Annotated in this window: 28 protein-coding genes; 13 read left to right on the top strand and 15 right to left on the bottom strand. The window is 63.4% G+C overall.

Translation table 11 applies throughout. The features are described from left to right. Nucleotides 1–26: 26 nt before the first annotated feature. The 5 genes from NKI96_RS17080 (at nt 27) to NKI96_RS17060 (ending at nt 2,841) form a co-directional block, all read left to right on the top strand. The gene (locus NKI96_RS17080; RefSeq protein WP_352511915.1) at nt 27–857 is read left to right on the top strand and encodes an alpha/beta fold hydrolase; all 831 of its coding nucleotides are present in this window, start codon (nt 27–29) and stop codon (nt 855–857) included. 116 nt (nt 858–973) lie between these two features. Then, the gene (locus NKI96_RS17075) at nt 974–1,630 is read left to right on the top strand and encodes a glutathione S-transferase family protein (RefSeq protein WP_023816408.1); all 657 of its coding nucleotides are present in this window, start codon (nt 974–976) and stop codon (nt 1,628–1,630) included. Nucleotides 1,631–1,635: 5 nt separating this feature from the next. Beyond that, nucleotides 1,636–1,962 (top strand): ArsR/SmtB family transcription factor, encoded by a 327-nt coding sequence (locus NKI96_RS17070; protein ID WP_023699361.1) that lies wholly within the window; start codon nt 1,636–1,638, stop codon nt 1,960–1,962. A gap of 23 nt (nt 1,963–1,985) precedes the next feature. Continuing rightward, nucleotides 1,986–2,360 carry a nuclear transport factor 2 family protein gene (locus NKI96_RS17065; protein ID WP_032894652.1) on the top strand — a complete coding sequence of 125 codons (375 nt, stop codon included), beginning with the start codon at nt 1,986–1,988 and terminating at the stop codon, nt 2,358–2,360. 16 nt (nt 2,361–2,376) lie between these two features. Further along, the gene (locus tag NKI96_RS17060) at nt 2,377–2,841 is read left to right on the top strand and encodes an SRPBCC family protein (protein WP_352511913.1); all 465 of its coding nucleotides are present in this window, start codon (nt 2,377–2,379) and stop codon (nt 2,839–2,841) included. A gap of 29 nt (nt 2,842–2,870) precedes the next feature. On the opposite strand, the gene NKI96_RS17055 is transcribed toward NKI96_RS17060, so the two are convergent. The 3 genes from NKI96_RS17055 to NKI96_RS17045 form a co-directional block, all read right to left on the bottom strand. Continuing rightward, entirely contained in the window at nt 2,871–3,134 is a 264-nt protein-coding gene (locus NKI96_RS17055) for an ArsR/SmtB family transcription factor (RefSeq protein WP_023690079.1), read from the bottom strand. A gap of 32 nt (nt 3,135–3,166) precedes the next feature. Continuing rightward, nucleotides 3,167–4,405 (bottom strand): MFS transporter, encoded by a 1,239-nt coding sequence (locus tag NKI96_RS17050; protein WP_023683997.1) that lies wholly within the window; start codon nt 4,403–4,405, stop codon nt 3,167–3,169. Between the two features lie 96 nt (nt 4,406–4,501). Next, the gene (locus tag NKI96_RS17045; protein WP_023670145.1) at nt 4,502–4,696 is read right to left on the bottom strand and encodes a DUF1192 domain-containing protein; all 195 of its coding nucleotides are present in this window, start codon (nt 4,694–4,696) and stop codon (nt 4,502–4,504) included. Nucleotides 4,697–4,842: 146 nt separating this feature from the next. Between NKI96_RS17045 and NKI96_RS17040 the strand changes: the two genes are divergently transcribed. From NKI96_RS17040 to NKI96_RS17030, 3 genes are all read left to right on the top strand, one after another. Beyond that, nucleotides 4,843–5,853, top strand: coding sequence for an NAD(P)H-quinone oxidoreductase (locus NKI96_RS17040; RefSeq protein WP_352805299.1), 1,011 nt, complete (start codon nt 4,843–4,845; stop codon nt 5,851–5,853). Nucleotides 5,854–6,177: 324 nt separating this feature from the next. Next, nucleotides 6,178–6,318, top strand: a complete 141-nt coding sequence (locus NKI96_RS17035) for a DUF1127 domain-containing protein (RefSeq protein WP_023670143.1) — start codon at nt 6,178–6,180, stop codon at nt 6,316–6,318. Between the two features lie 326 nt (nt 6,319–6,644). Then, nucleotides 6,645–7,337: a DUF1013 domain-containing protein gene (locus NKI96_RS17030; protein WP_023670142.1), complete on the top strand. Its 693-nt coding sequence runs from the start codon at nt 6,645–6,647 to the stop codon at nt 7,335–7,337. Between the two features lie 63 nt (nt 7,338–7,400). Here NKI96_RS17030 and NKI96_RS17025 read toward each other — a convergent pair whose 3' ends face one another. The 3 genes from NKI96_RS17025 to NKI96_RS17015 form a co-directional block, all read right to left on the bottom strand. After that, nucleotides 7,401–8,120, bottom strand: a complete 720-nt coding sequence (locus NKI96_RS17025) for a helix-turn-helix transcriptional regulator (protein ID WP_023683994.1) — start codon at nt 8,118–8,120, stop codon at nt 7,401–7,403. Between the two features lie 126 nt (nt 8,121–8,246). Further along, nucleotides 8,247–8,657, bottom strand: coding sequence for a hypothetical protein (locus tag NKI96_RS17020; protein WP_031197101.1), 411 nt, complete (start codon nt 8,655–8,657; stop codon nt 8,247–8,249). A gap of 181 nt (nt 8,658–8,838) precedes the next feature. Continuing rightward, on the bottom strand, nt 8,839–9,009 hold the full coding sequence (locus NKI96_RS17015; RefSeq protein ID WP_023670139.1) for a hypothetical protein: 171 nt from the start codon (nt 9,007–9,009) through the stop codon (nt 8,839–8,841). Nucleotides 9,010–9,213: 204 nt separating this feature from the next. Here NKI96_RS17015 and NKI96_RS17010 point away from each other — a divergent pair, with 204 nt between their 5' ends. Beyond that, nucleotides 9,214–9,375, top strand: a complete 162-nt coding sequence (locus NKI96_RS17010; RefSeq protein ID WP_352805296.1) for a hypothetical protein — start codon at nt 9,214–9,216, stop codon at nt 9,373–9,375. A gap of 9 nt (nt 9,376–9,384) precedes the next feature. Here the strand turns inward: NKI96_RS17010 and NKI96_RS17005 are convergent, their stop codons facing one another. The 8 genes from NKI96_RS17005 to tkt form a co-directional block, all read right to left on the bottom strand. Beyond that, nucleotides 9,385–9,705 (bottom strand): hypothetical protein, encoded by a 321-nt coding sequence (locus NKI96_RS17005; RefSeq protein WP_155922469.1) that lies wholly within the window; start codon nt 9,703–9,705, stop codon nt 9,385–9,387. Nucleotides 9,706–9,730: 25 nt separating this feature from the next. Then, nucleotides 9,731–10,444, bottom strand: coding sequence for an SGNH/GDSL hydrolase family protein (locus NKI96_RS17000; protein WP_023706280.1), 714 nt, complete (start codon nt 10,442–10,444; stop codon nt 9,731–9,733). A 63-nt stretch (nt 10,445–10,507) separates the two neighbouring features. Beyond that, the gene (locus NKI96_RS16995; protein WP_023737389.1) at nt 10,508–11,248 is read right to left on the bottom strand and encodes a DUF899 domain-containing protein; all 741 of its coding nucleotides are present in this window, start codon (nt 11,246–11,248) and stop codon (nt 10,508–10,510) included. A gap of 173 nt (nt 11,249–11,421) precedes the next feature. Then, nucleotides 11,422–12,447: a class I fructose-bisphosphate aldolase gene (locus NKI96_RS16990; protein ID WP_023748338.1), complete on the bottom strand. Its 1,026-nt coding sequence runs from the start codon at nt 12,445–12,447 to the stop codon at nt 11,422–11,424. Nucleotides 12,448–12,568: 121 nt separating this feature from the next. Then, the gene (locus NKI96_RS16985; RefSeq protein WP_352805293.1) at nt 12,569–13,771 is read right to left on the bottom strand and encodes a phosphoglycerate kinase; all 1,203 of its coding nucleotides are present in this window, start codon (nt 13,769–13,771) and stop codon (nt 12,569–12,571) included. Nucleotides 13,772–13,916: 145 nt separating this feature from the next. Further along, nucleotides 13,917–15,803 carry a potassium/proton antiporter gene (locus NKI96_RS16980; RefSeq protein ID WP_352805291.1) on the bottom strand — a complete coding sequence of 629 codons (1,887 nt, stop codon included), beginning with the start codon at nt 15,801–15,803 and terminating at the stop codon, nt 13,917–13,919. A gap of 206 nt (nt 15,804–16,009) precedes the next feature. After that, nucleotides 16,010–17,020 (bottom strand): type I glyceraldehyde-3-phosphate dehydrogenase, encoded by a 1,011-nt coding sequence (gene gap / locus NKI96_RS16975; protein ID WP_023683984.1) that lies wholly within the window; start codon nt 17,018–17,020, stop codon nt 16,010–16,012. A 155-nt stretch (nt 17,021–17,175) separates the two neighbouring features. Continuing rightward, nucleotides 17,176–19,167 (bottom strand): transketolase, encoded by a 1,992-nt coding sequence (gene tkt / locus NKI96_RS16970; RefSeq protein WP_023683983.1) that lies wholly within the window; start codon nt 19,165–19,167, stop codon nt 17,176–17,178. A 273-nt stretch (nt 19,168–19,440) separates the two neighbouring features. Here tkt and NKI96_RS16965 point away from each other — a divergent pair, with 273 nt between their 5' ends. The 4 genes from NKI96_RS16965 (at nt 19,441) to NKI96_RS16950 (ending at nt 21,959) form a co-directional block, all read left to right on the top strand. Continuing rightward, nucleotides 19,441–19,713 carry a DUF4164 domain-containing protein gene (locus NKI96_RS16965; RefSeq protein WP_023670128.1) on the top strand — a complete coding sequence of 91 codons (273 nt, stop codon included), beginning with the start codon at nt 19,441–19,443 and terminating at the stop codon, nt 19,711–19,713. Between the two features lie 12 nt (nt 19,714–19,725). After that, a complete protein-coding gene (locus NKI96_RS16960; RefSeq protein ID WP_023670127.1) occupies nt 19,726–20,091 on the top strand; it encodes a cell division protein ZapA in 366 nt (121 codons plus the stop codon). 190 nt (nt 20,092–20,281) lie between these two features. Beyond that, complete coding sequence (locus NKI96_RS16955; RefSeq protein WP_023727298.1) at nt 20,282–20,941, top strand: peroxiredoxin; 660 nt, start codon at nt 20,282–20,284, stop codon at nt 20,939–20,941. A gap of 145 nt (nt 20,942–21,086) precedes the next feature. Continuing rightward, nucleotides 21,087–21,959, top strand: coding sequence for an MBL fold metallo-hydrolase (locus NKI96_RS16950; RefSeq protein ID WP_023818423.1), 873 nt, complete (start codon nt 21,087–21,089; stop codon nt 21,957–21,959). Nucleotides 21,960–22,120: 161 nt separating this feature from the next. On the opposite strand, the gene rpoH is transcribed toward NKI96_RS16950, so the two are convergent. Next, the gene (gene rpoH / locus NKI96_RS16945; RefSeq protein ID WP_023670124.1) at nt 22,121–23,032 is read right to left on the bottom strand and encodes an RNA polymerase sigma factor RpoH; all 912 of its coding nucleotides are present in this window, start codon (nt 23,030–23,032) and stop codon (nt 22,121–22,123) included. Nucleotides 23,033–23,158 lie beyond the last annotated feature (126 nt).

Genomic DNA, 23,158 nt, shown 5'->3' with positions numbered 1-23,158 from the left:
TGATTGGCCGATGCGAGGAGAGTCCCATGACAAGGGCCGCAGCACCCGAAATCGTCTCCCAGACGTTTGGCGATCCCGGAGATCCAGCCATTCTGCTGATCATGGGCGCCATGGCCTCGATGCTCTGGTGGCCGGAGGCGCTCTGCAAAAAGCTCGCCGGCGAACGCTTCGTGATCCGCTACGACAATCGTGACACCGGCCTGTCGACCAAATATACGCCGGGCGAGCCGCCGTATACGTTCGACGACATGGCGGACGATGCGGTGCGCGTCCTCGACAGTTGCGGCATCGGCAAGGCGCATGTGATCGGGATGTCGATAGGCGGCATGATCGCGCAACGATTGGTGTTGAAACATCCCTTGCGTATCATCTCGCTGACCGTAATCAGCAGTTCGCCGGTGGGGATCGATACATCGCACCTGCCGGGGACGACCGAGGCCTATATGGAGCACTCGGCCGATGGCGCCAAGGTCGATTGGTCGGACCGCGACCAGGTGATCGGCTTCGTCGTCAAGGATGCGCGTGCGATCGCCAGCACCGCGCATCCCTTCGACGAGAAGGCGATGCGCGCGTTCGTCCAACAGGACTACGACCGATCCGGCGGCTTCCTGAGCGCGACTAACCATTTCATGCTGAAGAGCTGCGAGGATCTGAAAGGACGCCTGCGCGAGATCAAGGTTCCGCTGCTCGTCATTCACGGGACATCGGATCCGATCTTTCCGGTCGAGCATGGCGCAGCCCTTGCCGACGCTGTTGCCGGCGGGCGGCTTGTCCGCGTCGAAGGCGGTGGCCACGAACTGCATCCCGACGACTGGGGCACGATCGTTGCCGCCATCGTCACGCATACCAAGCCCTGAAGGCAGTCTCGAACCTTGACACATTCGCCTCACGGAAATAGTTAAGTAAATGCTTCAGTGTTGGCGCTGGCTGGCACCGCTCCAGTATCGACGAACCGCAAACAGACGAGCAAAAAATGTCCCTGACCTTCCATTTCCATCCGCTGGCATCGTTCTGCTGGAAACCGCTGATTGCGTTTTACGAGAACGATACGCCCTTCACGCCGGTTATCGTCGACCTCGGCGACGAGCAGTCGCGGGCAGCGTTCCTGAAGGTGTCGCCGACCGGCAAGATGCCGGCGCTGCGTGACGATGCACGCAATCGCACGGTGCTGGAATCGACCATCGTCATCGAATATCTGGCCGCGCATTATCCCGGGCCGGTCGAGCTCATCCCGGCCGAGGCCGACCTTGCTCTCCAGGTCCGCCAGGCCGACCGTTTCTACGATTTCTACGTGCAGGCGCCGATGCAGAAGATCGTCGGCGACAGGTTGCGCCCGCAGGACAAGACCGATCCGTTCGGGGTCGATGAGGCGCGCGCGCAACTGCGCAACGCCTATGCGATCATCGAGGAGGAGATGCGCTCGAAACTCTGGGCGGCCGGGCCTACCTTCACCATGGCCGACTGCGCGGCCTCGCCGGCGCTGTTCTACGCCAACAAGGTCGAGCCATTCGGCGACAGCTATCCGGCCCTGAAACACTACCACGACCGCCTGCTCAAGCGGCCGTCCTTCGCCCGGGTGGTCGAGGAGGCGCAGCCCTACTTCAAGTTCTTTCCCTACAATAACGGCTGATCGCGATGCTGCACGATCCCGCCCAGCTCGACCTGATGTTCCAGGCGCTCGCAGACCCGGCCAGGCGCAGCATGGTCGAACGGCTGTCGCGTGGGCCGGCCTCGGTCAGCCAGTTGGCCGAACCGCTGGCGATGTCGCTGTCGGCCGTCGTCCAGCATCTCAACGTGCTCGAAGCAAGCGGGCTGGTGCGCTCGGAAAAGCTCGGCCGCGTGCGCACCTGCCAGATCGCGCCGCAGGCGCTGCGCAGCGCAGAACACTGGATCAACGAACGGCGGCTGACATGGGAGCGTCGGCTCGACCGGCTCGGCGATTTTCTCGCCGGGACCGAATGACCTGAAGCAGAGGAGAAATGACCATGCCCGGCAAAAGCAGAGCGGAGTTGATCCGCGGCTATTTTTCCGCCTACCAGGCGAATAACAAGGCTGCCGTCGCGGCGGTGCTCGCCGACGATTTCACCTTCACCAGCCCCTATGACGACGCCATCAACCGTGCGACCTATTTCGAGCGCTGCTGGCCGGACAGCCCGGCCTTCAGCTCGATCGTCATCGAGCGGATATGCGAGGACGAGGACGCCGCCTTTGTCCTCTATCGCTGCGAGACGGCGGACGGAAAGACCTTCCGCAACACCGAACTGCATCTGTTCCATGACGACAGGTTGCGCGCCGTCGAAGTCTATTTCGGCGCGTCCTATCGCGACGGCGTCTTCGTCGCGCAGAAACCATCAAGCTGACCAAGAGGACCTGACCATGGCCGAACGATCCGTCGTCCACTCCACCTTCGTCCTCGAGCGCCTCTATACAGTTGCACCGGCGAAAGTCTATTTCGCGCTCAGCGATCCGGCCGCCAAGCGGCGCTGGTTCGCCGACCCCGACAACCCGATGACCCACAGGCACGAAATGGATTTTCGCGTCGGCGGCCAGGAGGTCAATGCCGGCGGGCCGAAGGACGGGCCGATCCACACCTATACCGCCACCTATCAGGACATCGTGCCCAACCAGCGCATCGTCTACAGCTACGACATGCTGTTCGGTGATGTCAGAATCTCGGTTTCGCTGGCGACAATTGAGCTTCGCCCGGAAGGCACGGGCACGCGTCTGGTGCTCACCGAGCAGGGCGCGTTTCTCGATGGGCACGACACACCGTCATCGCGCGAGCATGGTACCGGATTCCTGCTCGATGCGCTGGGCAAGGCGCTGGCAACGGACACTTGAAAGCCAGGGAGGCGAGCTGGAATCTCGGCCTATGCTTCCCAGAACTGATCAAGCCAAATATTGAGCTTGAGGAAGCCGGCACTGCTGACTGTATAGACCCGCCTCGTGCCCTCGGCCCTGGCCTGAACCAGACCGGCGTCCAGCAGCACTTTCAAATGCTGGGACACGGCCGGGCGGGAGACTGGAAGGCCCGAAGCCAGCTCGTTGACGGTTTTCGGGCCACGCCGGAGCTCTTCCAGAAGATAGCGCCGGTTGGGGTCGGCAATCGCCATGAAGGCGTCAGAAAAGATCATGCCTATACTTGTGGGGCAAAGCTTTTCAAATCTCAACCGTCGGCTTCCGCTTTTCTGAGCCGCAGTGCTTCAGGGGTGACCGAGCGATCGGCCGGCTGGGTCTTGAAGGCATCGCGGTCTTCGATCGGCACCGGCGCGCGGCGGCTGATGCGCAGCAGCGTGTAGGCGGCGAGGCTGAGATGCGCCAGCGCGGTGGCCAGGAACAGGCCTTCGGGGCGGAGCCAGCCCATCAGGGCGGCAGCCAGCAAGGGCCCGATCATGGTTCCGAAGCCATACAGAAGCAGCAGGCCGCCCGAGACCTTGACGAAATCCTCCGATCGGGCGTGGTCGTTGGCATGCGCCACGGCGATCGAATAGAGCGTGTAGGCAAAGGCGCCGTAGGCGGCGGCGAAGACAATGACGAGGACGGCGGAACGCGGTTCGAACAGGAAGATCAGGATGGCGAACAGTGCGGCGCCGAAAGCCGCGCCCGCCAGCACGAAACGGCGGTCGGTCTTGTCGGAGAGGCGTCCGGCCGGAAGCTGCATGGCCGCGCCGGCAATAACGACAAGGCTCATCATCAGTGCGATCTGGGCGGTGGAAATGCCGATACGGGCGCCGTAGACGGCGCCAAGCGTGCCCCAGGCGCCATTGGCGATGCCGACCAACAGGCAGGCGATCGCCGACACCGGCGAGTTGGCGTAGAGACCTTTGACGTCGAGCTTGACGTCCTGCAAAGGCTTGGGAGACGAAGCCGACGACACCGCGGTCGGGATCAGCGACAGGCAGAACAATATGCCGGTGATCATGAACAGCGATGCCGATCTGACGTCGCCGCCGGCAACGATCATCTGGCCGCCCATGATCGAGGCATAGGTGACCATCATGTAGAGGCCGAAGACGGTGCCGCGGTTCTCGTTGGTGGCCTTCTCGTTCAGCCAGCTTTCGATGACCATGAAGGCTCCGGCCATGGTGAAGCCGGTGAAGGCGCGCAGCAGGATCCAGACATATTCGTCGATGATCAGGCCGGTAAGCAACGCCACGATGGCGCCCGAAGCGGCAAAGGCGCCGAACGCCCGGACGTGGCCGGCGCGGCGTACCAGGCGCGGTGCGAAGAAGCAGCCGGTGACGAAGCCACCGGCCCAGGCCGTGCCCATCAGACCGAGCGATGCGGTCGAAAACCCTTCGAGCTGGCCGCGCAACGGCAACAACAGGCCGTGCAATCCCGAAGCCGCGAGCAGGAAAGCGGTGCCGCGAAGCAGCGAGAGGATCGGCCTGTAGCTTGCAAACATTGTTTGATCCGTCTGGAGATTCGGTGGCGGGGTCTGAAGACAGGCGCATTCGGGCTTTTCGGCGGCGGATGCTCAACGCCGAAACTAACGCGAAAACTAGCCGCGGCGAAACAGGGCTTCGGCCGCCGATTTGGTGCTGCCCTTGGTCTGGAGCTCGGCTTCCAGCCGGGCAATCTCCTCGCGCAGGATGCTGATCCGTTCGGTAAGGTCACCGACCGAAAGCAGCGACAGATCCTGTCCGATCTCATGCGGGCGGGCTTTCTTTTTGGGTTCGTCGTCGAAGATCGCCATCGTCGCTCCTCCCTATTCAGTATTGGGCTGATTTGGCCATTTGCCTGATCCGGCAATCAGCATACATAGGGCAGGGGCGCAGATGCAAACAGCCGGCAAGAAGCTGGCAGCCGGCGACAGACCGGCGGACCGAGACGGGAAATTTCATGGCGAGCGGACATAAAATTCCAGCCACGATGACGGCCATCGCAATCTCGCAACCGGGCGGGCCGCGGGTGCTGAAACCGGAAACGCGCGACGTGCCGGTGCCTGGTCCCGGCGAAATCCTGATCCGGGTGCGTGCGGCCGGCGTCAACCGCCCCGACGTGCAGCAGCGCAAGGGCGCCTATCCGGCGCCGCCCGGCGCTTCCGACCTGCCCGGTCTCGAGGCATCGGGCGAAGTGGCCGCCCTTGGCGACGAGATATCGCGCTGGCGCATCGGCGACCGGGTCTGCGCGCTGACGCCGGGGGGCGGTTATGCCGAATATGTCAAGGTTCATGCCGGCAGCGTGCTGCCGCTGCCCGCCGGCTTCACCCACACGGAGGCGGCCGCGGTTCCGGAAAACTATTTCACCGTCTGGCACAATGTGTTCGAGCGCGGCGGCTTTAAAAAGGGTGAGACGCTGCTGGTCCATGGCGGCTCATCGGGCATCGGCACCACGGCGATCCAGCTGGCGTCGGCCTTCGGCGCGTATGTCGTCACCACCGCCGGCTCGAAGGAGAAATGCGACGCCTGCCTGAAGCTCGGCGCCGACCGGGCGATCAACTACCGCGAGGAGGATTTCGTCGCGGCGGTCAAGGATGCGACCGGCGGCAAGGGGGCCGACGTCATTCTCGACATGGTCGGCGGCGACTATATCGCGCGCAACTACGAGGCCGCCGCGGTCGAGGGCAGGATCGTCCAGATCGCCGTCCAGGCCGGCGCGGTGGCGAGCGCCGATTTCTCGAAAATCATGGTCAAGCGGCTGACCCACACCGGCTCGACGCTGCGGCCTCGCACGGTCGAGTTCAAGGCGGCGCTCGCCGCCGCACTGGAAGCACAGGTGTGGCCGCTGCTCGGCACCCGGAAGGTAGCGCCGGTGATGGACATGATCTTCCCGCTGACCGACGCCTGGCGGGCGCATGAGCGCATGGAAGAGGGCGAGCATATAGGCAAGATCGTTCTCGACGTCGGCTAGATGGGGCGAGATTCAGGTGAGGCCGGCCTGCGAATGGCGGCTCCCTGCGCTTCCGGCCTTCGCCGGCCGAAGCCCTCATGAGGGTTGCGGCAGTTAAGGCTACGGCCGGCGTAGGCCGGTTCTCGGGAGCCGCCATTCTCGGCTCGGCCTGACCTGAACCTCGCGCCATGCTCCGCGCTCAGCCTGTCGGCAAGATGAACAGAAGCTTAATGCTGCAATGCAGCATTTGCATTGCGGCTATGCAAAGACGTCTGTTCAATTCGTGGGCAGCCCTGCCTATCTAAGCGTCATCGAAACGATTTGATCCAACAACTGGAGGACACCATGAACCCGATCCGCGCTTTCCGTAACTGGCGTATGTACAACGAAACCGTGCGCGAGCTGAACAAGCTCAATGCCCGTCAGCTCAGCGACCTCGGCATCAGCCGCGGCGACATCGAGAGGATTGCCCGCAAGGCCATCTAATTCGAAGCCTGGTCGGCCGATGAGGCCTGACCACGCGGCAGAAGCAAGAGCCGCCGCAGACGGTATCCCGTCGCCGGTTCCGAGCCCGCTGGACCCTGTCCGGCGGGTTTTGTCGTCTTGGACCCCCTGTACAACTCGGCATCAATGATCGCCGGAGCCGAGGTCCTCCTGGCCTCCCCCGCTGTCCGGTGTCCGACGGCTGCGCCCTGCGCCAAAAACATTGCGAAACGGCAGCGGAGCGGTTATACAGGCCGCGAATTTCCCATTTTGGTGGCTCTAAACCACCGCCCGCGCGGGAACGCGGGCGAACGAGAAGGATTTTTGAAATGGCCAATACGCTGCTGATGCCCAAGGCGACCGCCGTCTGGCTGGTCGACAACACCGCGCTTTCCTTCGAGCAGATCGCGCAGTTCTGCGGGTTGCATCCGCTCGAGGTCAAGGCGATCGCCGACGGCGAATCGGCGCAGGGCATCAAGGGCATGGATCCGATCATGACCGGACAGCTGACCCGCGACGAGATCGCGCGCGCCGAGAAGGATCCGAACCAGCGCCTGAAACTGTCCGACCCCAAGGTGCGGGTGCCGGAATCCAAGCGCAAGGGTCCCCGCTACACACCGCTGTCGAAGCGCCAGGACCGGCCCAACGCCATCCTGTGGCTGGTCCGCAACCATCCGGAATTGAAGGACGCGCAGATTTCGCGCCTGGTCGGCACGACCAAGTCGACGATCGAACAGATCCGCGAGCGCAAGCACTGGAATTCGGCCAATCTGCAGCCGATGGACCCGGTGACGCTGGGTCTCGCTTCGCAGATCGACCTCGACATGGAAGTCAACCGCGCCTCGCGCGGCCGCGAGCAGGCGCAGCCTGTCGGCGACACGCTGCTGCCGGCTGCCGTGACCGAGCGCCTGGTGCCGGCGCCGGAGAAGCCGAAGGACGAGGATGCCGAGCTCGACGCAAACGCCGTGTTCGCCAAGCTCTCGGCGCTCAAGTCCAAGAAGGAAGATGCGGACGACGAGTAAGGTTTGCGACAGTTCATCAAAAAAGCCCGCTTCGAGCGGGCTTTTTCATTGATTATCGAAGTCTCAGCTGCGCGCCGCCCGGTCCGGCGTCATGCCATAGTCCTCCGAGCGTTCGACGGCGCGGTAGAAGTCGGCAAGCTGCTTGCCTCGCTCAGGCTTGAAGATGCGGCCGGCGATGACCACCGAGGCGATGCGGTCGATGCGGAAGGCGCGGAAATCGTCGCGCATCTCGCACCAGGCAACCAGCGTCCATACCTTGCCCCAGAACCACAGACCGAGCGGACGGATGTCACGCCCGGTGCCGCGGCCGGCCTCGTCGCGGTAGTCGATGGTCAGCACCTGTCGCTTCTCGACAGCGCGCTCGATCACGTCGATCGCCTCACGCGCGGCGTCGCTCACCACCCACATCGGCGTGTGGATCTCGGTGCGGGCGATGCGGTCCTTCTCGGCGTCGGGCAGGACGGCGCCGATCTTGACCAGCGCCTCGTCGGCCGCACGCGCCATGGCCGCGCCGCCAAAGGCCCGCACCATGCGGGCGCCGGCGACCAGCGCGACGATTTCGTCACGCGTGAACATCAGCGGCGGAAGGTCGAAACCCTCCCTCATCATGTAGCCGACGCCGGCCTCGCCGTCGATCGGCACTCCGGTCGACTGCAAATCGGCGATATCGCGGTAGATGGTCCGCTCGGAAACCTCGAGCCATGTGCCGAGCTTCTGGGCGGTGACCAGCCGGCCGCCACGCAGGTGCTGCACGATCTGAAAGAGCCTGTCGGCACGTCGCATCGTATGGTCCCTCGGCTGCTTGTCTATGAATGTCATGGTCCCAAAACCGGTTCCGGGTGACATCCATGTCCTGTTTTATGCTTGTCGTTCTCCCAAAAACCGCTGCGCACTTTTGGGCGACACGCATTATGGTTTAAGTCCTTCGCGCCTGCGCTGCACGGCGACGAATTCCGCGCCGAAGGACAACTTCTTCGTTGTCGGCGTGTTCACGTCGAGCACACGCCAGTACGGCGTGATATCGTTCAGCGTCATGCCGCGTTCGAGATCCTCATTGGCGGCTTCGGCGACGGTGCGCAGATGATAGCCGATGGTGACCGGACATGTCACTTGCGCCCCATGCTCGATGGCGAGGGCGGTGCGCAAGGCGCGTACATCCATCTCGACGCCGTTGGGGATCGTGCGAATGAAATCATCGACCTGACGGGCCGTCGGCACCAGCATCGGCTGGCCCTCGACGACGTCGCCCATTGTGCGTGGCGTCGGCTTCACGCCGTTGACGCCCGGCGTGTTCAGCCTGTCGTTCCAGCTTTTCACCATTCATGTCTCCTGACACGTTTATGGCATGGTGCTCCTGACAGCATTCTGTCAGGAGCCTTCAGCATTGTCCGTAGCAGGCGCCAAAGTTTTTGCGCCAGCCCGAGGGGTCGCCGCCCGGGGGTCGATGTCAATGATCCGGGCGTTGCGGGGTCCGCATCCAAGCATTGTCATGTAAAACGCCTCAGATCTCGCGAATGCGGCTGTGACCCTCATACATATCCGGCCAGCCAATGTCCTTGCGGATGTCCGCCGGCAAGGAGTTCAGGAAGCGCTGGGTACGAACTTCATTGCGCATCGTGCGGATCTTGCCGACATAGTGCTGTACGCTGTTCAAAATACCAAAGCTGTTCATGACCATCTCCTCTTCTCTGATGGAGACACTATTGCATACCCCTCCTGACAGCAGTCTGTCAGGAGCATGTCAGCTCGTTGAAGAAAGCTGCGAGGTGCTTGGCGGTCGGTTCGGAAACGAGCCTTTTGTCAGGAATGGCCAAGTCGACCGAGACCATGCAAGAACCGCTTTGACAGCCTGTCGCGATGCTGCTCAAAGGCGGGCATGTCGAAACTCCTCGCGCTCGTCATCATCGGCATGATGGCCATTCAGCTGATCAAGCCGCTCGGCTGGCCGGGCCTGAAGCGGCGCGGCGATTTCTGGAAGCTGGCCCTGATCGCCATGGCGGCCATCGCGCTGGCGGGTGCGCTGGGGCGCTGGGCATAGCCTTGAGGGTCAGGTCGGGTCCACCGTTCCCATGGCAATCATCCGGATGGCGTTGAGGCTGGGCACGAAGAAGTAATCGCCACCGCGCGTCGTCATGAATTCCGGCAGGTTCGCCGCAATAAAAGGCGTGGCGTTGGCCGGGCCGGCCGGAATGACATGCTTGCTCGATTCGGCGCGGTTGCCGGTCAGCGTGCAGGTGTCGTTGCCGGTTTCGGAATCCAGGCCGTAGCTCATCCATTGCTGCTGGATGATATTCTGGCTCAGATCCATTGGAAGCAGGCTGCAATCAACAGTATTTGGAAATACTCGCGTCAGTTCTCTGAAGCCCACCAGTCCGAGCTTGTGCCCCCTCAGGTCAATCGGCGAGCACCCATCCGACCAGATGTTCGGCCCAGGCGCGGTAACCGGCTTCCGAGGCATGAAAGCCATCGGAGGCAAAGCCGGCCTCAGGGTTGGTGATCGGCAGCCGTGGCGCCGGCACGGCGCCGCGCTCGAAACAGAGGCGCTCGCCCATGCGGTTCATTGCGGTAGCGCGGATTTCGAGTATCTTGCCGAGCAGCGGCGGCATGGCCGGCGCACGGGTGAATTCCAGCACCGGCGACCAGACGACGCGGGCCTCCGGCCATTTGGCGCGCAGCGCGTAAAGCAGGCCGCCGAACTCTTTCTTGAAGCGCGGCACCGAGTGGAAATTCTTGGTGTCGTTGGTGCCGATGGCGAGCACGATGTGCGTCCACCGATCGGCCGACAGATTGGGCAGCACATGGTCGCGGATCTGGCCCGACGTTGCCGAGTTGAATCCGGCGGCGCGCCAGCGCACGGCAAGGCCGGTTCGTTTTGCGACCAGCATTGCAAGCTGCGCGGCAAGCCCGTTCTCGGAATTGCCGATGCCGACGGAAGCGGCCGAGGAATCGCCCAGCACCAGCAGCGAGATGGCCGGCGCCTTGCCCGATATTTCGTGCATGACCGGCCCTTGTGCCGGCAGCATGCGGGTGGTGCGGCGGCGCACGCCGAGGCCCTGCCAGACATAAACGGGGTAGGCGAGCCAGGTAAGAAGGGCCGGGAAGCGCATGGCGATACCGTTTAGAGATCAGCGGCAGCCTTAGCGCAAGTTTCGCCTGAGGTGAACGAGCTTCTAGTCGCAGCAGTTCGGCTTGTCCGCCTGCTTGTCCTGATATTCGTCATGCAACCGCACCCAGTCCATCAGGCTATGATAAGGGCCATTTTCGCCGCGGCCCTTCGGTGTCATGTCGAGATAGTCGTAAGTGCCGATCTGCGCCTCGCCGCCGCGGGCGCGCGACATAAAGGTAAGGAATATGTCGCCGTTCTCTTCCTTGTAGAAAACACTGGTGCCGGGAAGGTCCTTTGACGTGCGCGGACGCGTCTCGAAATTGTAGGTGGTGTCGCCGCCCGCGATCTGCTTGTCGGTGAAGGAGACCTGCATGTCGAAGTTGAAATCCGAGGCGTAGGACGACACCCAGTCGAATTTCCAGCCCATACGCTGCTTGTAAGGCAGCAGTTCCGCCAGCGGCGCGCGCGCAACCACCACCAGCGACACGTCGTGGTGCCTGAGATGCTGATCGGCGCCGTCTATATGGTCGGCAAGGAAGGAGCAGCCTTCGCAGCGGTGGTTCGATCCTGGCGTCATCATGAAGTGGTAGACGATCAGTTGGCTGTTGGCGCCGAACAGTCCGGCCAGGTTCTTCGGACCCTGCTCGGTCTCGAAGACATAGTCCTTGCGGATTTTCATCCAGGGCAGTTCACGCCGCTCGGCGGCGATGCGCTCACGCAACCGTGTCAATTCCTTCTCGCGCGCCAGATGCGCCTTGTGCGCCTCAAACCAGTCTTCACGCGAAACCACCTTGCTGCGAGTCATGAAGTTCTCCCTGTCTGTTCACCCAAGGACGTTTGGGGTGGGCAGAAACCGACATCGCCGTCAGCTTTTGCCGAAAAGGAGATAAGGATGGACGAACTCCGTCCAAGCCGGGCTTTGCATAAACAAAACCCGGGCGCATCGGCCCGGGTTGTATGACAACGGGAGGACTGCGCTCAGGCGGCCTGTTCGAGGCTCGCCGTCCATTGTCCCAGCGCCGCCAGATGGTTCATGTGGGCACGATGGGTGAAGGCGGCCTGGCCGGCGGCGACGTTCGATGCCTTGCCGCTCCAGGCCTTTTGCGGGGCGGCCTGCAAGGCGCGGCCATAGGAGAAGGTCAGCTTCCACGGATGCGGGCCGATGGCGTTGATGGCGTTGAGGTTGGCGGTAGCCTCCTCGTCCGACTGCCCGCCCGAAAGGAAGGCGATGCCCGGCACCGCTGCCGGTACGGTTTCGCGGAACAGTTTTATGGTCTTTTCCGCGACCTCTTCGGGGCTGCTCACCTTGCCCGACTTCCTGCCGGCCAGCACCATGTTCGGCTTCAGGATGGTGCCTTCCAGCACAACGCGCGCCGCATGCAGCTCGTCATAGAGCTTGATCAGCGTTGCCTTCGAGATGTCGTAGCAGGTGGCAATGTCGTGCGCGCCGTCCATCAGCACTTCCGGTTCGACGATCGGCACGATGCCGGCCTCCTGGCACAGTGCGGCATAGCGGGCCAGCGCATGGGCATTGGAGGCAATCGAATTGGCCGAGGGCACGCCCTTGCCGGTGTCGATGTCGATCACCGCGCGCCATTTGGCAAAGCGGGCGCCGAGCTTGTAATAATCCGCGAGCCGCTCGCGCAAGCCGTCGAGGCCTTCGGTAACGGTATCGCCGGGAAAGCCGGCGAGTGGCTTGGCGCCGGCATCGACCTTGATGCCGGGAATGGCGCCCGCCGCCTTGATGATGTCGACCAGAGGCGTGCCGTCGGCAGCCTTCTGACGGATGGTCTCGTCGTAGAGAATGACGCCGGAGATGTACTTCGTCATTGCGTCCTTGGCGCGGAACATCATCTCGCGGTAGTCGCGGCGGCTATCGGCGGTCGATTCGACGCCGATAACGTCGAAGCGCTTCTTGATGGTGCCGGAGCTCTCATCGGCGGCCAGCAGGCCCTTGCCGCCAGCCACCATCGCGGCGGCAATGTCTTCGAGACGTTCGCTCATTTTTGCTTCTCCTTGACGGTGTTGTTCCGCGCTTAAGGGAAGTCTACCGCCAAAGGAATGGCATCGGAAAGCTCGAATCGATTGAAAGTTCCTGGCGTCCGTTTTTGCGCCCCCGATCCGGTCAGGCTTGTTTCTTCAGCACGTCGACGCCGGGCAGCGGCTTGCCTTCCATCCATTCGAGGAAAGCGCCGCCGGCGGTCGAGACATAGGTGAAGTCGTCGGCGACGCCGGCATGGTTGAGGGCGGCCACCGTATCGCCGCCACCGGCGACCGAGACCAGCTTGCCGGCCCTGGTGCGGGCCGCCGCGTGCCTGGCCGCCGCCACCGTGGCGTGGTCGAAAGGCTCGATCTCGAAGGCGCCGAGCGGGCCGTTCCAGACCAGCGTCGCGGCGCGGTCGATCCATTCACCGATCGTCTTCACGGTCTTTTCGCCGACATCGAGGATCATGCCGTCAGCCGGGACATCCGAAATGGCAACGGTCTCGCTGGCCGCACCCGCCTTGAATTCCTTGGCGACGACACCGTCGACAGGCAGGATGATGGCGCAGCCGGCCTCGGCGGCCTCGATCATGATCTGCTTGGCGGTCGCGGCAAGGTCATGCTCGCACAGCGACTTGCCGACAGCGGTGCCACGCGCGGCGAGAAAAGTGTTGGCCATGCCGCCGCCGATCACCAGCGCGTCGACCTTCTTCACCAGGTTCATCAACAGGTCGATCTTGGTCGACACCTTGGCGCCGCCGACAATGGCGACGACAGGGCGGACCGGATTGCCGAGCCCCTTCTCCAGCGCCTCGAGCTCGGCCTGCATGGTGCGGCCGGCATAGGACGGCAACAGCCGCGCCAGGCCTTCGGTCGAGGAGTGCGCCCGGTGGGCGGCGGAAAAGGCGTCATTGACGAAGATGTCGCCATTGGCGGCGAGCCGCTCTGTGAAATCAGGATCGTTCTTCTCCTCGGTCTTGTGGAAGCGGGTGTTTTCCAGCAGCAGCACATCGCCCTTGTTCATGGCGGCGACCGCACTGCCCGCCGTGTCGCCGACGCAATCGCCGGCAAAGCCGACCGGGCGGCCAAGCACCTCCGCGGTAGCCTTGGCGATCGGCCTCAGCGAGAATTCGGGCGAGGGACCATCCTTCGGGCGGCCGAAATGCGCGAGCAGGATGACCTTGGCGCCCTTGCCGGACAGTTCGGCGATGGTCGGTGCGATGCGTTCGATTCGGGTGGCGTCGGTGACCTTGCCATCGGCGACGGGAACGTTGAGGTCGACGCGCACCAGCACGCGCTTGCCGCTGATATTGCCGATATCGTCGAGTGTCTTGAAGGCGGCCATGCGGGTTCCTTTCCGTGGAAAATCGCCGGGACCATACCTCGCATCGATGACGATGCAAGGCTTGAGCCGGGGTGCGAGCTAAATTTTGAGATCAAGGCGAAGGCTGTCGTGATGATGCGGGACGTCAGCGTGAACCGATCGCTTGTCAGCCTTCTGTCGTTATCTTTTCCGCCGTCGGCTCAAGGGCCTTCTCATTGGCTGTCGCCTCTGCAGTCTGCGTCTCGGTCGGCTTGCGCCAGTTGCGGATGAAGACGGAGACACGATCGCCGATCTCGCCGGCGCTCAGGAACACCGGAACCCGCGCCACCGGCGCGGTCGGCTCGAAGGAGAGGCCGAGACCGGTGATCTTGCCCTTGTCGTCGACGTCGCGGACGATCAATTCGATCGGGCCGATCAGCACCCGGTCGGCATATTCGGCATGGCCGCCAAGCCTTGCCGTCACCAGCGCGCCGACGGTGAGCTTCTGCTCGGCTTCGCTCAATCCCGGTGTGTATGCGGCCTCGAGCTCTGCGGCCGAGCGGGCGGGATCGACGGCGAAGGCGCCGAAGAAGTCGGCATCCTCGGGGTCGACTACGGCGCGGCTGGCAAACAGCTTGTCAAGCAGGCGCGGATAGCGGTCGGGCACGAAGATATAAACCTGGTCGCCGGCCGCGAGCCGGCCCATGTCCTGGAAACGCATCGAGCGGCCGTCGCGCAGCACCAACGAGGGCCGTGCCCAGCGCGGGATACGCTCGCCGCGCGCCACCGGGCTGCCGGGCGCCACGCGGTAGGCGAGCAGTTCGTGATGGGCGGAGCCCGGCAGTTCGAGTTCGACCTTGTCGAGCGGCCCGAGCCTCGCCGGCACGATCAGGCCGAGCCGGCGCGCCAGCGGACCGACCGACCAGCCCTGCACCACCAGCGATACCAGCACGATGATGAAGGCGACGTTGAAGATGGTGCGGCCGTTCTCCAGTCCGCCGAGCAGCGGGGTGATGGCAAGCAGGATGGACACGGCGCCGCGCAGGCCGACCCAGGAGACGAACGCGATCTCGGGACGCGGCAGGCGGAACGGAATCAGGCAGAGCCAGACGGCGACAGGGCGCGCGACAAACATCAGGAATAGGCCGAGCAGCACCGCCGGCACCATGATCGCCGGAAACTGCGAGGGTGTCGCGAACAGGCCGAGGATCAGGAACATGATGATCTGTGCCAGCCACGACATGCCGTCCTGGAAGCGCTTCAGGATGGTGACGGCGCGGATGTCGGAGTTGCCGGCAATGAGCCCGGCGAGATAGACCGCCAGGAAGCCCGAGCCCCCAATGGCGCCGGCCGCGGCGAACACCATCAGTGACAGGGTCAGCACGAAGATCGGCAGCAAGCCATGGTCAAGGTTGAGCCGGTCGACGAGGCGCACGATGCCGAGCCCGCCAAGCACGCCGACGACGGCGCCGAGCCCCATATTGAGCAGGAAGCCGAGGATCAGGTCGGTGACCAGCACATGGGTCTCGGGATTGGCGTGGGCGGCGATGATCTCGACCAGCGTGATGGTCAGGAAGATGGCGATCGGGTCGTTGGTGCCGGATTCGACTTCCAGTGTCGCGCGCACGCGTTCGCGCAGATTGATCTCGCCGGCGCGTAGCAGGAAGAAGACGGCCGCCGCATCGGTCGAGGCGACCGCGGCGCCGAGCAGGAAGGATTCCAGCCAGCTGAGGTCGAGCAGGTAATAGGCGGCGGCGCCGAACAGGCCAGTGGTCAGGATTACGCCGAAGGTCGCCAGCGACACCGCCGGTCCGGCCGCCTGGCGCAGCGCGTTGAGCGGCGTGCCGAAACCGGAATCGAACAGGATGACCGCCAGCGCCAGCGAGCCGGCAAAATATGCCACGCGCGCATTGTCGAATTCGATACCGAGACCATCGACGCCGCTGGCGAGGCCGATGCAGAGGAAGAGCAGCAGCAAAGGGGCGCCGAAGCGGAAGGCGATCAGGCTCGAGAACGCTGCGGCGACGACTAGCGCTGTGCCGACCAGCGTGACGAGATAGATCGCATGCTCCATCCGTGATTTGCCCCTCGAATTCCTCTTTCTACCGATTCACGGGAGAGTGGGGCGAAGGCATGGCCGGTGCAAGGCGCAAGGATGGCTTTTTGCCTTATGCCGCTGATTTTCCGGCGTTTGGCGGCTCGGCGCGCCTTGCCCGGCGCGCTGACGAAAAACGCCCGGGCACAGCCGGGCGTTCGAAGCTGCGAGACGATGCCTTCAGATCAGGCGATGGTCTTGCCAAAGGCGACCGAGGTGTCGGCCATGCGGTTGGAGAAGCCCCACTCATTGTCGTACCAGGACAGCACCGAAACGAAGTTGCCGTCCATGACCTTGGTCTGGTCGAGCGCCAGGATCGACGAGCGCGGATCGTGGTTGAAGTCGATCGACACATTCGGATGATGGGTGACGCCGAGAATGCCCTTCAGCTTGCCGTTGGAGGCGGCGATCACCGCTTCGTTTATCTCCTGCACGGTGGTGGCGCGCTTGGCGATGAACTTGAAGTCGACGACCGAGACGTTGGGGGTCGGCACGCGGATCGAGATGCCGTCGAGCTTGCCCTTGAGGTCGGGCAGCACCAGGCCGATCGCCTTGGCCGCACCGGTCGAGGTCGGGATCTGCGACAGGGCAGCCGCGCGGCCGCGGTAGAGATCCTTGTGCATGGTGTCCAGCGTCGGCTGGTCGCCGGTGTAGGAGTGGATCGTCGTCATCATGCCCTTTTCGATGCCGACGGTCTCGTGCAGCACTGCGGCGAGCGGCGCCAGGCAGTTGGTGGTGCAGGACGCATTCGAAATGACGATGTGGTCCTTGGTCAGCTTGTCGTGGTTGATGCCGTAGACGACGGTGAGGTCAGCACCTTCGGCAGGCGCGGAGACGACGACGCGCTTGGCGCCGGCGGTCAAATGCGCGGCAGCCTTGTCGCGGGCGGTGAAGATGCCGGTGCATTCGAGCGCGATGTCGATGCCGAGCTCCTTCCACGGCAGCTGCGCCGGGTCCTTGATCGCGGTGACCTTGAAGGTCTCCTTGCCGACGGTGATCTGGTCGCCCGAGACCGACACTTCGTGCGGGAAGCGGCCGTGCACGCTGTCATAGCGCAGCAGATGCGCGTTGGTCTCGACCGGGCCGAGGTCGTTGACGGCGACGACGTCGATGTCCTTGCGGCCGGATTCATGGATGGCGCGCAGGATGTTGCGGCCGATGCGGCCAAATCCGTTGATGGCAACTCTGACGGTCATTTTACTCTCCCTGGGAGCTGGAGGCGGCAGATGGGTCCGCAGCTTCATAGCGGCGGATGGCACAAGAATCCAGCCGCAGAAGGCCGAATTTAAATCGATTAGGTTGGTCCAGCCCCGCGAATCCGCCTTGGAGGTGCGCGGGACTGACCCTGATCTTACTTGCCGTGCAGGCGGGCTTCCGCGGCCTTGGCCGCGGCTTCGGCGGTGATGCCGAAATGCGGGTAGAGCTGCTCGATGGTGCCGGAAGCGCCGAAGCCGGTCATGCCGATGAAGATGCCGTCGGAGCCGATCAGGTGATCCCAGCCCTGGCGGATGCCGGCCTCGATCGCCATCTTGATCGGCGCGTTGCCGATCGTCTCCTTGCGGTAGGCGTCGCTCTGCTGGTCGAACAGTTCGAAGCAAGGCACCGAGACGACGCGGGTCGGGTGCCCATGCTTTTCAAGCAAATCACGGGCGCCGAGCGCGATCTCGACCTCGGAGCCGGTCGCGAAGATCGTCACCGCCGCTTCGCCGCTCGCCGCGGCCAGTTCATAGGCGCCCTGGCTCGAGAGGTTCCTGGCCGAGTGCTCGGTGCGCACCGTCGGCAGGTTCTGGCGGGTCAGCGCCAGGGTGGACGGGGTCTTTTCCGATTCAATGGCAATCTGCCAGCATTCGGCGGTTTCCACCGCGTCGGCCGGACGGAAGACATTGTGGTTGGGGATGGCGCGGAGCGCCGCCAGGTGCTCGACCGGCTGGTGGGTCGGGCCGTCTTCGCCCAAACCGATCGAATCATGGGTCATGACGAAGATCGAGCGGATGCCCATCAGCGACGCCAGCCGCATCGACGGACGGGCATAGTCAGAGAAGCACATGAAGGTGCCACCGTAGGCGATGAGGCCGCCATGCAGCGTCAGGCCGTTGAGGGCGGCCGCCATGCCATGCTCGCGGATGCCGTAGTGGACATAGCGCTGGCCGTAATCGTCCGGCGTGATGTTCTTGGTCTGGCTGGTCTTGGTGTTGTTGGAGCCCGTCAGGTCGGCAGAGCCGCCGATGGTTTCCGGCACCGCGCCGTTGATGACTTCCAGCGCCATTTCCGACGATTTGCGGGTGGCGACCTTCGGCTTGTCGGCCGACAGCTTCTTCCTGTAGTCGGCAATGACGGCATCGAAATTCGACGGCAGCTTGCCGGCGAGGCGGCGCTCGAACTCGGCCTTCAGCTCGGGCTTGGCCTTGGCGAGCCGGCCTTCCCAGTCGGTGCGCGGCTTGACGCCGGCCTTGCCGGCGGTGCGCCAGGCGTCGAGAATGTCGGCCGGAATTTCGAAGGGCGGCGAGTCCCAGTTGAAGAATTTCCGCGCGCCTGCGATCTCGTCGGCGCCGAGCGGCGAACCGTGCGCCTTGTTGGTGCCGGCCTTGGTCGGGGCGCCGAAGCCGATGGTCGTCTTGCAGGCGATCATCGTCGGCTTGTCGGAATGGCGGGCGGCTTCGATGGCGTAGGCGATCGCCTCGGGGTCGGTGCCGTCAATGTGGCTGGCATTCCAGCCCGAGGCCTGGAAGCGGGCGACCTGGTCGGTGTTGTCTGCAAGCGAAACCGGACCGTCGATCGAGATGTTGTTGTTGTCCCAGAAGACGATCAGCTTGTTGAGCTTGAGGTGGCCGGCCAGCGCGATGGCTTCCTGGGAAACACCTTCCATCAGGCAGCCGTCGCCGGCCAGCACATAGGTGTAGTGGTCGACGAGGTCGTTGCCGAAGGCGGCGTTCATGATGCGCTCGCCGAGCGCGAAGCCGACCGAATTGGCGAGACCCTGGCCGAGCGGGCCGGTCGTCGTCTCGATGCCGGTGGCATGGCCGTATTCGGGATGGCCGGCAGTCTTGGAACCCAGCTGGCGGAAATGCTTGATCTGGTCGAGGGTCATGTCCTCGTAACCGGTCAGATGCAGCAGCGAGTAGAGCAGCATAGAACCGTGGCCGGCCGACAGGATGAAGCGGTCTCGGTCCGGCCAATGGGGGTTCTTCGGATCATATTTTAGAAAGCGGGTGAACAGCACTGTGGCGATGTCGGCGCAGCCCATGGGCAGGCCGGGATGGCCGGACTGGGACTTCTCGACGGCGTCCATGGAGAGAAAACGGATCGCATTGGCCATCCGGTCATGTTGTTCACGCGACGTCATGGTACCTCCGGGGTGGGGATTTGTGGGCTTGGCAGAGCCCAGGAAAGAGTGCGCGACACATAGCAGCCACGGGCTTTTAGTCAACAAATCGGCTGCACATTTGCCGGTCTTGTGATGGCTTTGAGACCTTATGGGGCGACCTACATTAGCGTTAGCGGGGGACAGTCGCGAGAGCTTTGTTGACGTTGCCTTCACCCGGTGCCTAATGTTTCCTTGTTAACGCGTTCTGAACGCGAAGCGATTCGGTGATGGGCAGGGCACAGGACGAAGGCCATGACCGGCGAAACCACACTCAAGGAAGTCATCCACAGGCTGGGCAAGGCCATCGAGGGGCTGGAAAACGCCGTCGCGGCCAAGCTCGAGCACGAGCGCGACTATTCCGAAGCCGAGGCTGAGGTGCAGCGCATGAACGCCGACCGTTCACGGCTGGCGCAGGAACTCGACAATTCCGAAGCCCGCGCCGAACGGCTGGAAGATGCCAACAAGGAAGTGTCGCGCCGCTTGGTGACCGCCATGGAAACCATCCGCGCGGTGCTGGACAGGTAGGAGCTGCAGGCCATGGCACAGGTCACGGTTTCCATCGACGGCAAGCAGTATCGCATGGCTTGCGACGAGGGTCAGGAAGAGCACCTGATCGACCTCGCCGAGCGGTTCGACCGTTATGTCTCGCATCTGAAGGATTCGTTCGGCGAGATCGGCGACCAGCGGCTGACGGTGATGGCCGGCATCATGGTGATGGACGAGCTTTCGGAGCTGCAGAAGCGGGTCAAGGGCATGGAGACCGAAGTGCAGACGCTGCGCAAGACGCGCGACGAAGCGCTGACCAAGGCCGACAAGAACGACACCGTGCTGACCAGCGCGCTCGGCGCGCTCGCCCAGCGCATGGAAGACCTGGCCACGTCGCTGGCGGTCAACAAGGCCTGAGCCTTCCCCGCACAAACGAAAGATTGTCGGCCCAACGTCGGTCCGTAGAACGAAAGTGCTCGTTCCGTCGCCAATAATAGTTTCCTATTGTCCTGCAGCCGCGATTTTTGCGCTAAGATGCGGGAATGCCGGAGCGTTGACGCCGTCCACGGCCGCTCCTGACGAAATCTGTTGCTGGGGAAATAATGCCATGAGCCTTCGTATCAACGACATCGCGCCTGACTTCACCGCCGAGACCACGCAAGGGCCGATCAAGTTTCATGACTGGATCGGCGACGGCTGGGCGATCCTGTTCAGCCATCCGAAGAATTTCACCCCGGTCTGCACCACCGAGCTGGGCACGATGGCGGGGCTCGAAGGCGAGTTCAAGAAGCGCAACGTCAAGGTCATCGGCATTTCCGTCGATCCCGTTGCGAGCCACGACAAGTGGCAGGCCGACATCAAGACGGCGACCGGCCAGACGGTGAACTACCCGCTGATCGGCGACAAGGACCTCAAGGTGGCCAAGCTTTATGACATGCTGCCGGCGGGCGCCGGCGAGACGTCGGAAGGCCGCACGCCGGCCGACAACGCCACGGTGCGCTCGGTCTATGTCGTCGGGCCGGACAAGAAGATCAAGCTGGTGCTGACTTACCCAATGACGACGGGCCGCAACTTCGACGAGATCCTGCGCGCGGTCGATTCCATGCAGCTGACCGCCAAGCACCAGGTGGCGACGCCGGCCAACTGGAAGCAGGGCGAGGATGTGATCATCACCGCCGCGGTTTCGAACGAAGATGCGGTCAAGCGTTTTGGCGCTTTCGAGACGATCCTGCCCTATCTCAGGAAGACCAAGCAGCCGTCAGCCTAGGTTGTCTCCGTCGGAGCTATTTGGGGCTTCAGTCCTATTTGTGGCAAGGCGTGCTTGACCGGCGCGCTTTGCCAGATGACCATGCTCTTGTTCAACCCGACGGAGAAAACGGTTCCTGTCGGGCAAGGGGCAGGGGGGCCGGACATTGGACATCGCTTCGGCCAAACCTGAGGTCGCCGGCTTCTACGACAAGCCGACCGGCGCCATCCAGTATGTCGTCACCGACCCGGTGACGAGACGCTGCGCCGTCATCGACCCGATCCTCGATTTCGACGAAAAATCCGGCGCGACGGCGACGAAGAATGCCGACGCCTTGCTGGATTTTATCCGCGAAAACGGGCTGGAGCTCGAGTGGATCCTGGACACCCATCCGCATGCCGATCATTTCTCGGCGGCGCACTATCTCCGGGAAAAGACCGGCGCGCCGACGGCGATCGGCGACAGGATCATCGAAGTCCAGGCGCTGTGGAAGGCGATCTACAACTGGCCGGATTTCCCCGCAGACGGCTCGCAGTGGGACCGGCTGTTTGGGGAAGGCGAAACGTTCATGATCGGCAACCTGCCGGTCAAGGTGCTGTTCTCGCCCGGCCACACGCTCGCCTCGATCACCTATGTCATCGGCGACGCCGCCTTCGTCCACGACACGCTGTTCATGCCCGACAGCGGCTCGGCAAGGACGGACTTTCCCGGCGGCAGTGCCGCGCGGCTGTGGCATTCGATTGAGGGCATTCTGGCGCTGCCGGACGATACGCGCGTGTTCGTCGGCCACGACTATCAGGCCGGCGGCCGCGAGCCGTGCTGGGAGAGCACGGTCGCCGAGCAGAGGGCAAAGAATATCCACCTCGTTGCGGCGCGCAGCGAAGCCGAGTTCGTCGACTTGCGCGAAGCGCGCGACAAGACACTGCCGATGCCGCGGTTGATCCTGCATGCGCTGCAGGTCAACATGAATGGTGGACGGCTGCCGGAACCGGAGGCCAATGGCCGAAGGTATCTCAAGTTTCCGCTGGATGGGCTGTAGATCGGTTCATGCTGTAGGCGCCGTCGCCGAAGCTGCCAATCTCCCCCTCAAGGGGGGAGATCAGCTGTTGCCCGACTTTCGCTAACCGCCGACGGACGACAAAACAAAAAAGGCGGCGCCGGTTTCCCGACGCCGCCTTTGTTCCTTAGCCGAACCCACCCTTACGCCGCGGGCTGCGCCTCGATCGTGCGCAGCGCCTGCATCTGGCGCTTGGCGGCGGCCTTGACCGCGTCCTGCACCTTCTCGAAGGCGCGCACCTCGATCTGGCGCACGCGCTCGCGGCTGATGTCGAACTCGGACGACAGTTCTTCCAGCGTCAGCGGCTCCTCGGCGAGGCGGCGGGCCTCGAAGATGCGCCGCTCACGATCGTTGAGCACGGCCAGAGCGCCCGACAGCATGCCGCGGCGGTTTTCCAGCTCGTCCTGCTCGATCAGCATGTCTTCCTGGCTTTCGTGGTCATCGACCAGCCAGTCCTGCCATTCGCCGGATTCACCTTCGCTGGCGCGGATCGGCGCGTTCAGCGACGCGTCGCCGGACAGGCGGCGGTTCATCGACACGACTTCAGCTTCCGACACGTTCAGCCGGGTGGCGATCTCGGTGATCTGGTCGGGCTTGAGGTCGCCATCGTCCAGCGCCTGGATCTTGCCCTTCACCTTGCGCAGGTTGAAGAACAGGCGCTTCTGATTGGCGGTCGTGCCCATCTTGACCAGGCTCCACGAGCGCAGGATGTACTCCTGGATCGAGGCCTTGATCCACCACATGGCGTAGGTAGCGAGGCGGAAGCCACGCTCGGGTTCGAATTTCTTGACGGCCTGCATCAGGCCGACATTGCCTTCCGAGATCACTTCGCCGATCGGCAGGCCGTAGCCGCGATAGCCCATGGCGATCTTGGCAACGAGCCGAAGGTGGCTGGTGACGAGCTTGTGCGCAGCGCTGGTGTCTTCATGCTCGGCGTAACGCTTGGCGAGCATGTACTCTTCCTGCGGCTGAAGCATGGGAAAGCGGCGGATTTCTTCCAGGTAGCGGCTGAGGCCGCCTTCGCCGGAAACAATACTGGGTAGTGACTGGGCCATGATTGCGCCCCCTCTCTATTGGAGTGATGCCCCCGAAACGCGGCGGGCATGTGACGCGAGCACCAAAAGGCTCGCCCGCGGCAACTGAGTTATATAGGAACAAAACCAGAAAAGACAGGCATTTGT

The organism is Mesorhizobium sp. M0292, assembly GCF_040321695.1.
In the GTDB taxonomy this organism is placed as follows: Bacteria; Pseudomonadota; Alphaproteobacteria; order Rhizobiales; family Rhizobiaceae; genus Mesorhizobium.
The sequence above is the reverse complement of the archived record's forward strand: the minus strand, read 5'-3'. Positions and strand labels throughout refer to the sequence as shown.

Coding starts and splice junctions, on each gene's coding strand:
- NKI96_RS17015 (WP_023670139.1), bottom strand. CDS start 9,009: ATGAACAGCTTTGGTATTTTGAACAGCGTACAGCACTATGTCGGCAAG.
- NKI96_RS17055 (WP_023690079.1), bottom strand. CDS start 3,134: ATGATCTTTTCTGACGCCTTCATGGCGATTGCCGACCCCAACCGGCGC.
- NKI96_RS16995 (WP_023737389.1), bottom strand. CDS start 11,248: ATGACTCGCAGCAAGGTGGTTTCGCGTGAAGACTGGTTTGAGGCGCAC.
- NKI96_RS17065 (WP_032894652.1), top strand. CDS start 1,986: ATGCCCGGCAAAAGCAGAGCGGAGTTGATCCGCGGCTATTTTTCCGCC.
- NKI96_RS17070 (WP_023699361.1), top strand. CDS start 1,636: ATGCTGCACGATCCCGCCCAGCTCGACCTGATGTTCCAGGCGCTCGCA.
- NKI96_RS17000 (WP_023706280.1), bottom strand. CDS start 10,444: ATGCGCTTCCCGGCCCTTCTTACCTGGCTCGCCTACCCCGTTTATGTC.
- NKI96_RS17080 (WP_352511915.1), top strand. CDS start 27: ATGACAAGGGCCGCAGCACCCGAAATCGTCTCCCAGACGTTTGGCGAT.
- rpoH (WP_023670124.1), bottom strand. CDS start 23,032: ATGGCCCAGTCACTACCCAGTATTGTTTCCGGCGAAGGCGGCCTCAGC.
- NKI96_RS16980 (WP_352805291.1), bottom strand. CDS start 15,803: ATGGAGCATGCGATCTATCTCGTCACGCTGGTCGGCACAGCGCTAGTC.
- NKI96_RS16955 (WP_023727298.1), top strand. CDS start 20,282: ATGAGCCTTCGTATCAACGACATCGCGCCTGACTTCACCGCCGAGACC.
- NKI96_RS17040 (WP_352805299.1), top strand. CDS start 4,843: ATGGCGAGCGGACATAAAATTCCAGCCACGATGACGGCCATCGCAATC.
- NKI96_RS17075 (WP_023816408.1), top strand. CDS start 974: ATGTCCCTGACCTTCCATTTCCATCCGCTGGCATCGTTCTGCTGGAAA.
- NKI96_RS17060 (WP_352511913.1), top strand. CDS start 2,377: ATGGCCGAACGATCCGTCGTCCACTCCACCTTCGTCCTCGAGCGCCTC.
- NKI96_RS16990 (WP_023748338.1), bottom strand. CDS start 12,447: ATGAGCGAACGTCTCGAAGACATTGCCGCCGCGATGGTGGCTGGCGGC.
- NKI96_RS17020 (WP_031197101.1), bottom strand. CDS start 8,657: ATGGTGAAAAGCTGGAACGACAGGCTGAACACGCCGGGCGTCAACGGC.
- NKI96_RS16960 (WP_023670127.1), top strand. CDS start 19,726: ATGGCACAGGTCACGGTTTCCATCGACGGCAAGCAGTATCGCATGGCT.
- NKI96_RS16985 (WP_352805293.1), bottom strand. CDS start 13,771: ATGGCCGCCTTCAAGACACTCGACGATATCGGCAATATCAGCGGCAAG.
- NKI96_RS17035 (WP_023670143.1), top strand. CDS start 6,178: ATGAACCCGATCCGCGCTTTCCGTAACTGGCGTATGTACAACGAAACC.
- gap (WP_023683984.1), bottom strand. CDS start 17,020: ATGACCGTCAGAGTTGCCATCAACGGATTTGGCCGCATCGGCCGCAAC.
- NKI96_RS16965 (WP_023670128.1), top strand. CDS start 19,441: ATGACCGGCGAAACCACACTCAAGGAAGTCATCCACAGGCTGGGCAAG.
- tkt (WP_023683983.1), bottom strand. CDS start 19,167: ATGACGTCGCGTGAACAACATGACCGGATGGCCAATGCGATCCGTTTT.
- NKI96_RS17030 (WP_023670142.1), top strand. CDS start 6,645: ATGGCCAATACGCTGCTGATGCCCAAGGCGACCGCCGTCTGGCTGGTC.
- NKI96_RS17045 (WP_023670145.1), bottom strand. CDS start 4,696: ATGGCGATCTTCGACGACGAACCCAAAAAGAAAGCCCGCCCGCATGAG.
- NKI96_RS17010 (WP_352805296.1), top strand. CDS start 9,214: ATGTCGAAACTCCTCGCGCTCGTCATCATCGGCATGATGGCCATTCAG.
- NKI96_RS17025 (WP_023683994.1), bottom strand. CDS start 8,120: ATGCGACGTGCCGACAGGCTCTTTCAGATCGTGCAGCACCTGCGTGGC.
- NKI96_RS17050 (WP_023683997.1), bottom strand. CDS start 4,405: ATGTTTGCAAGCTACAGGCCGATCCTCTCGCTGCTTCGCGGCACCGCT.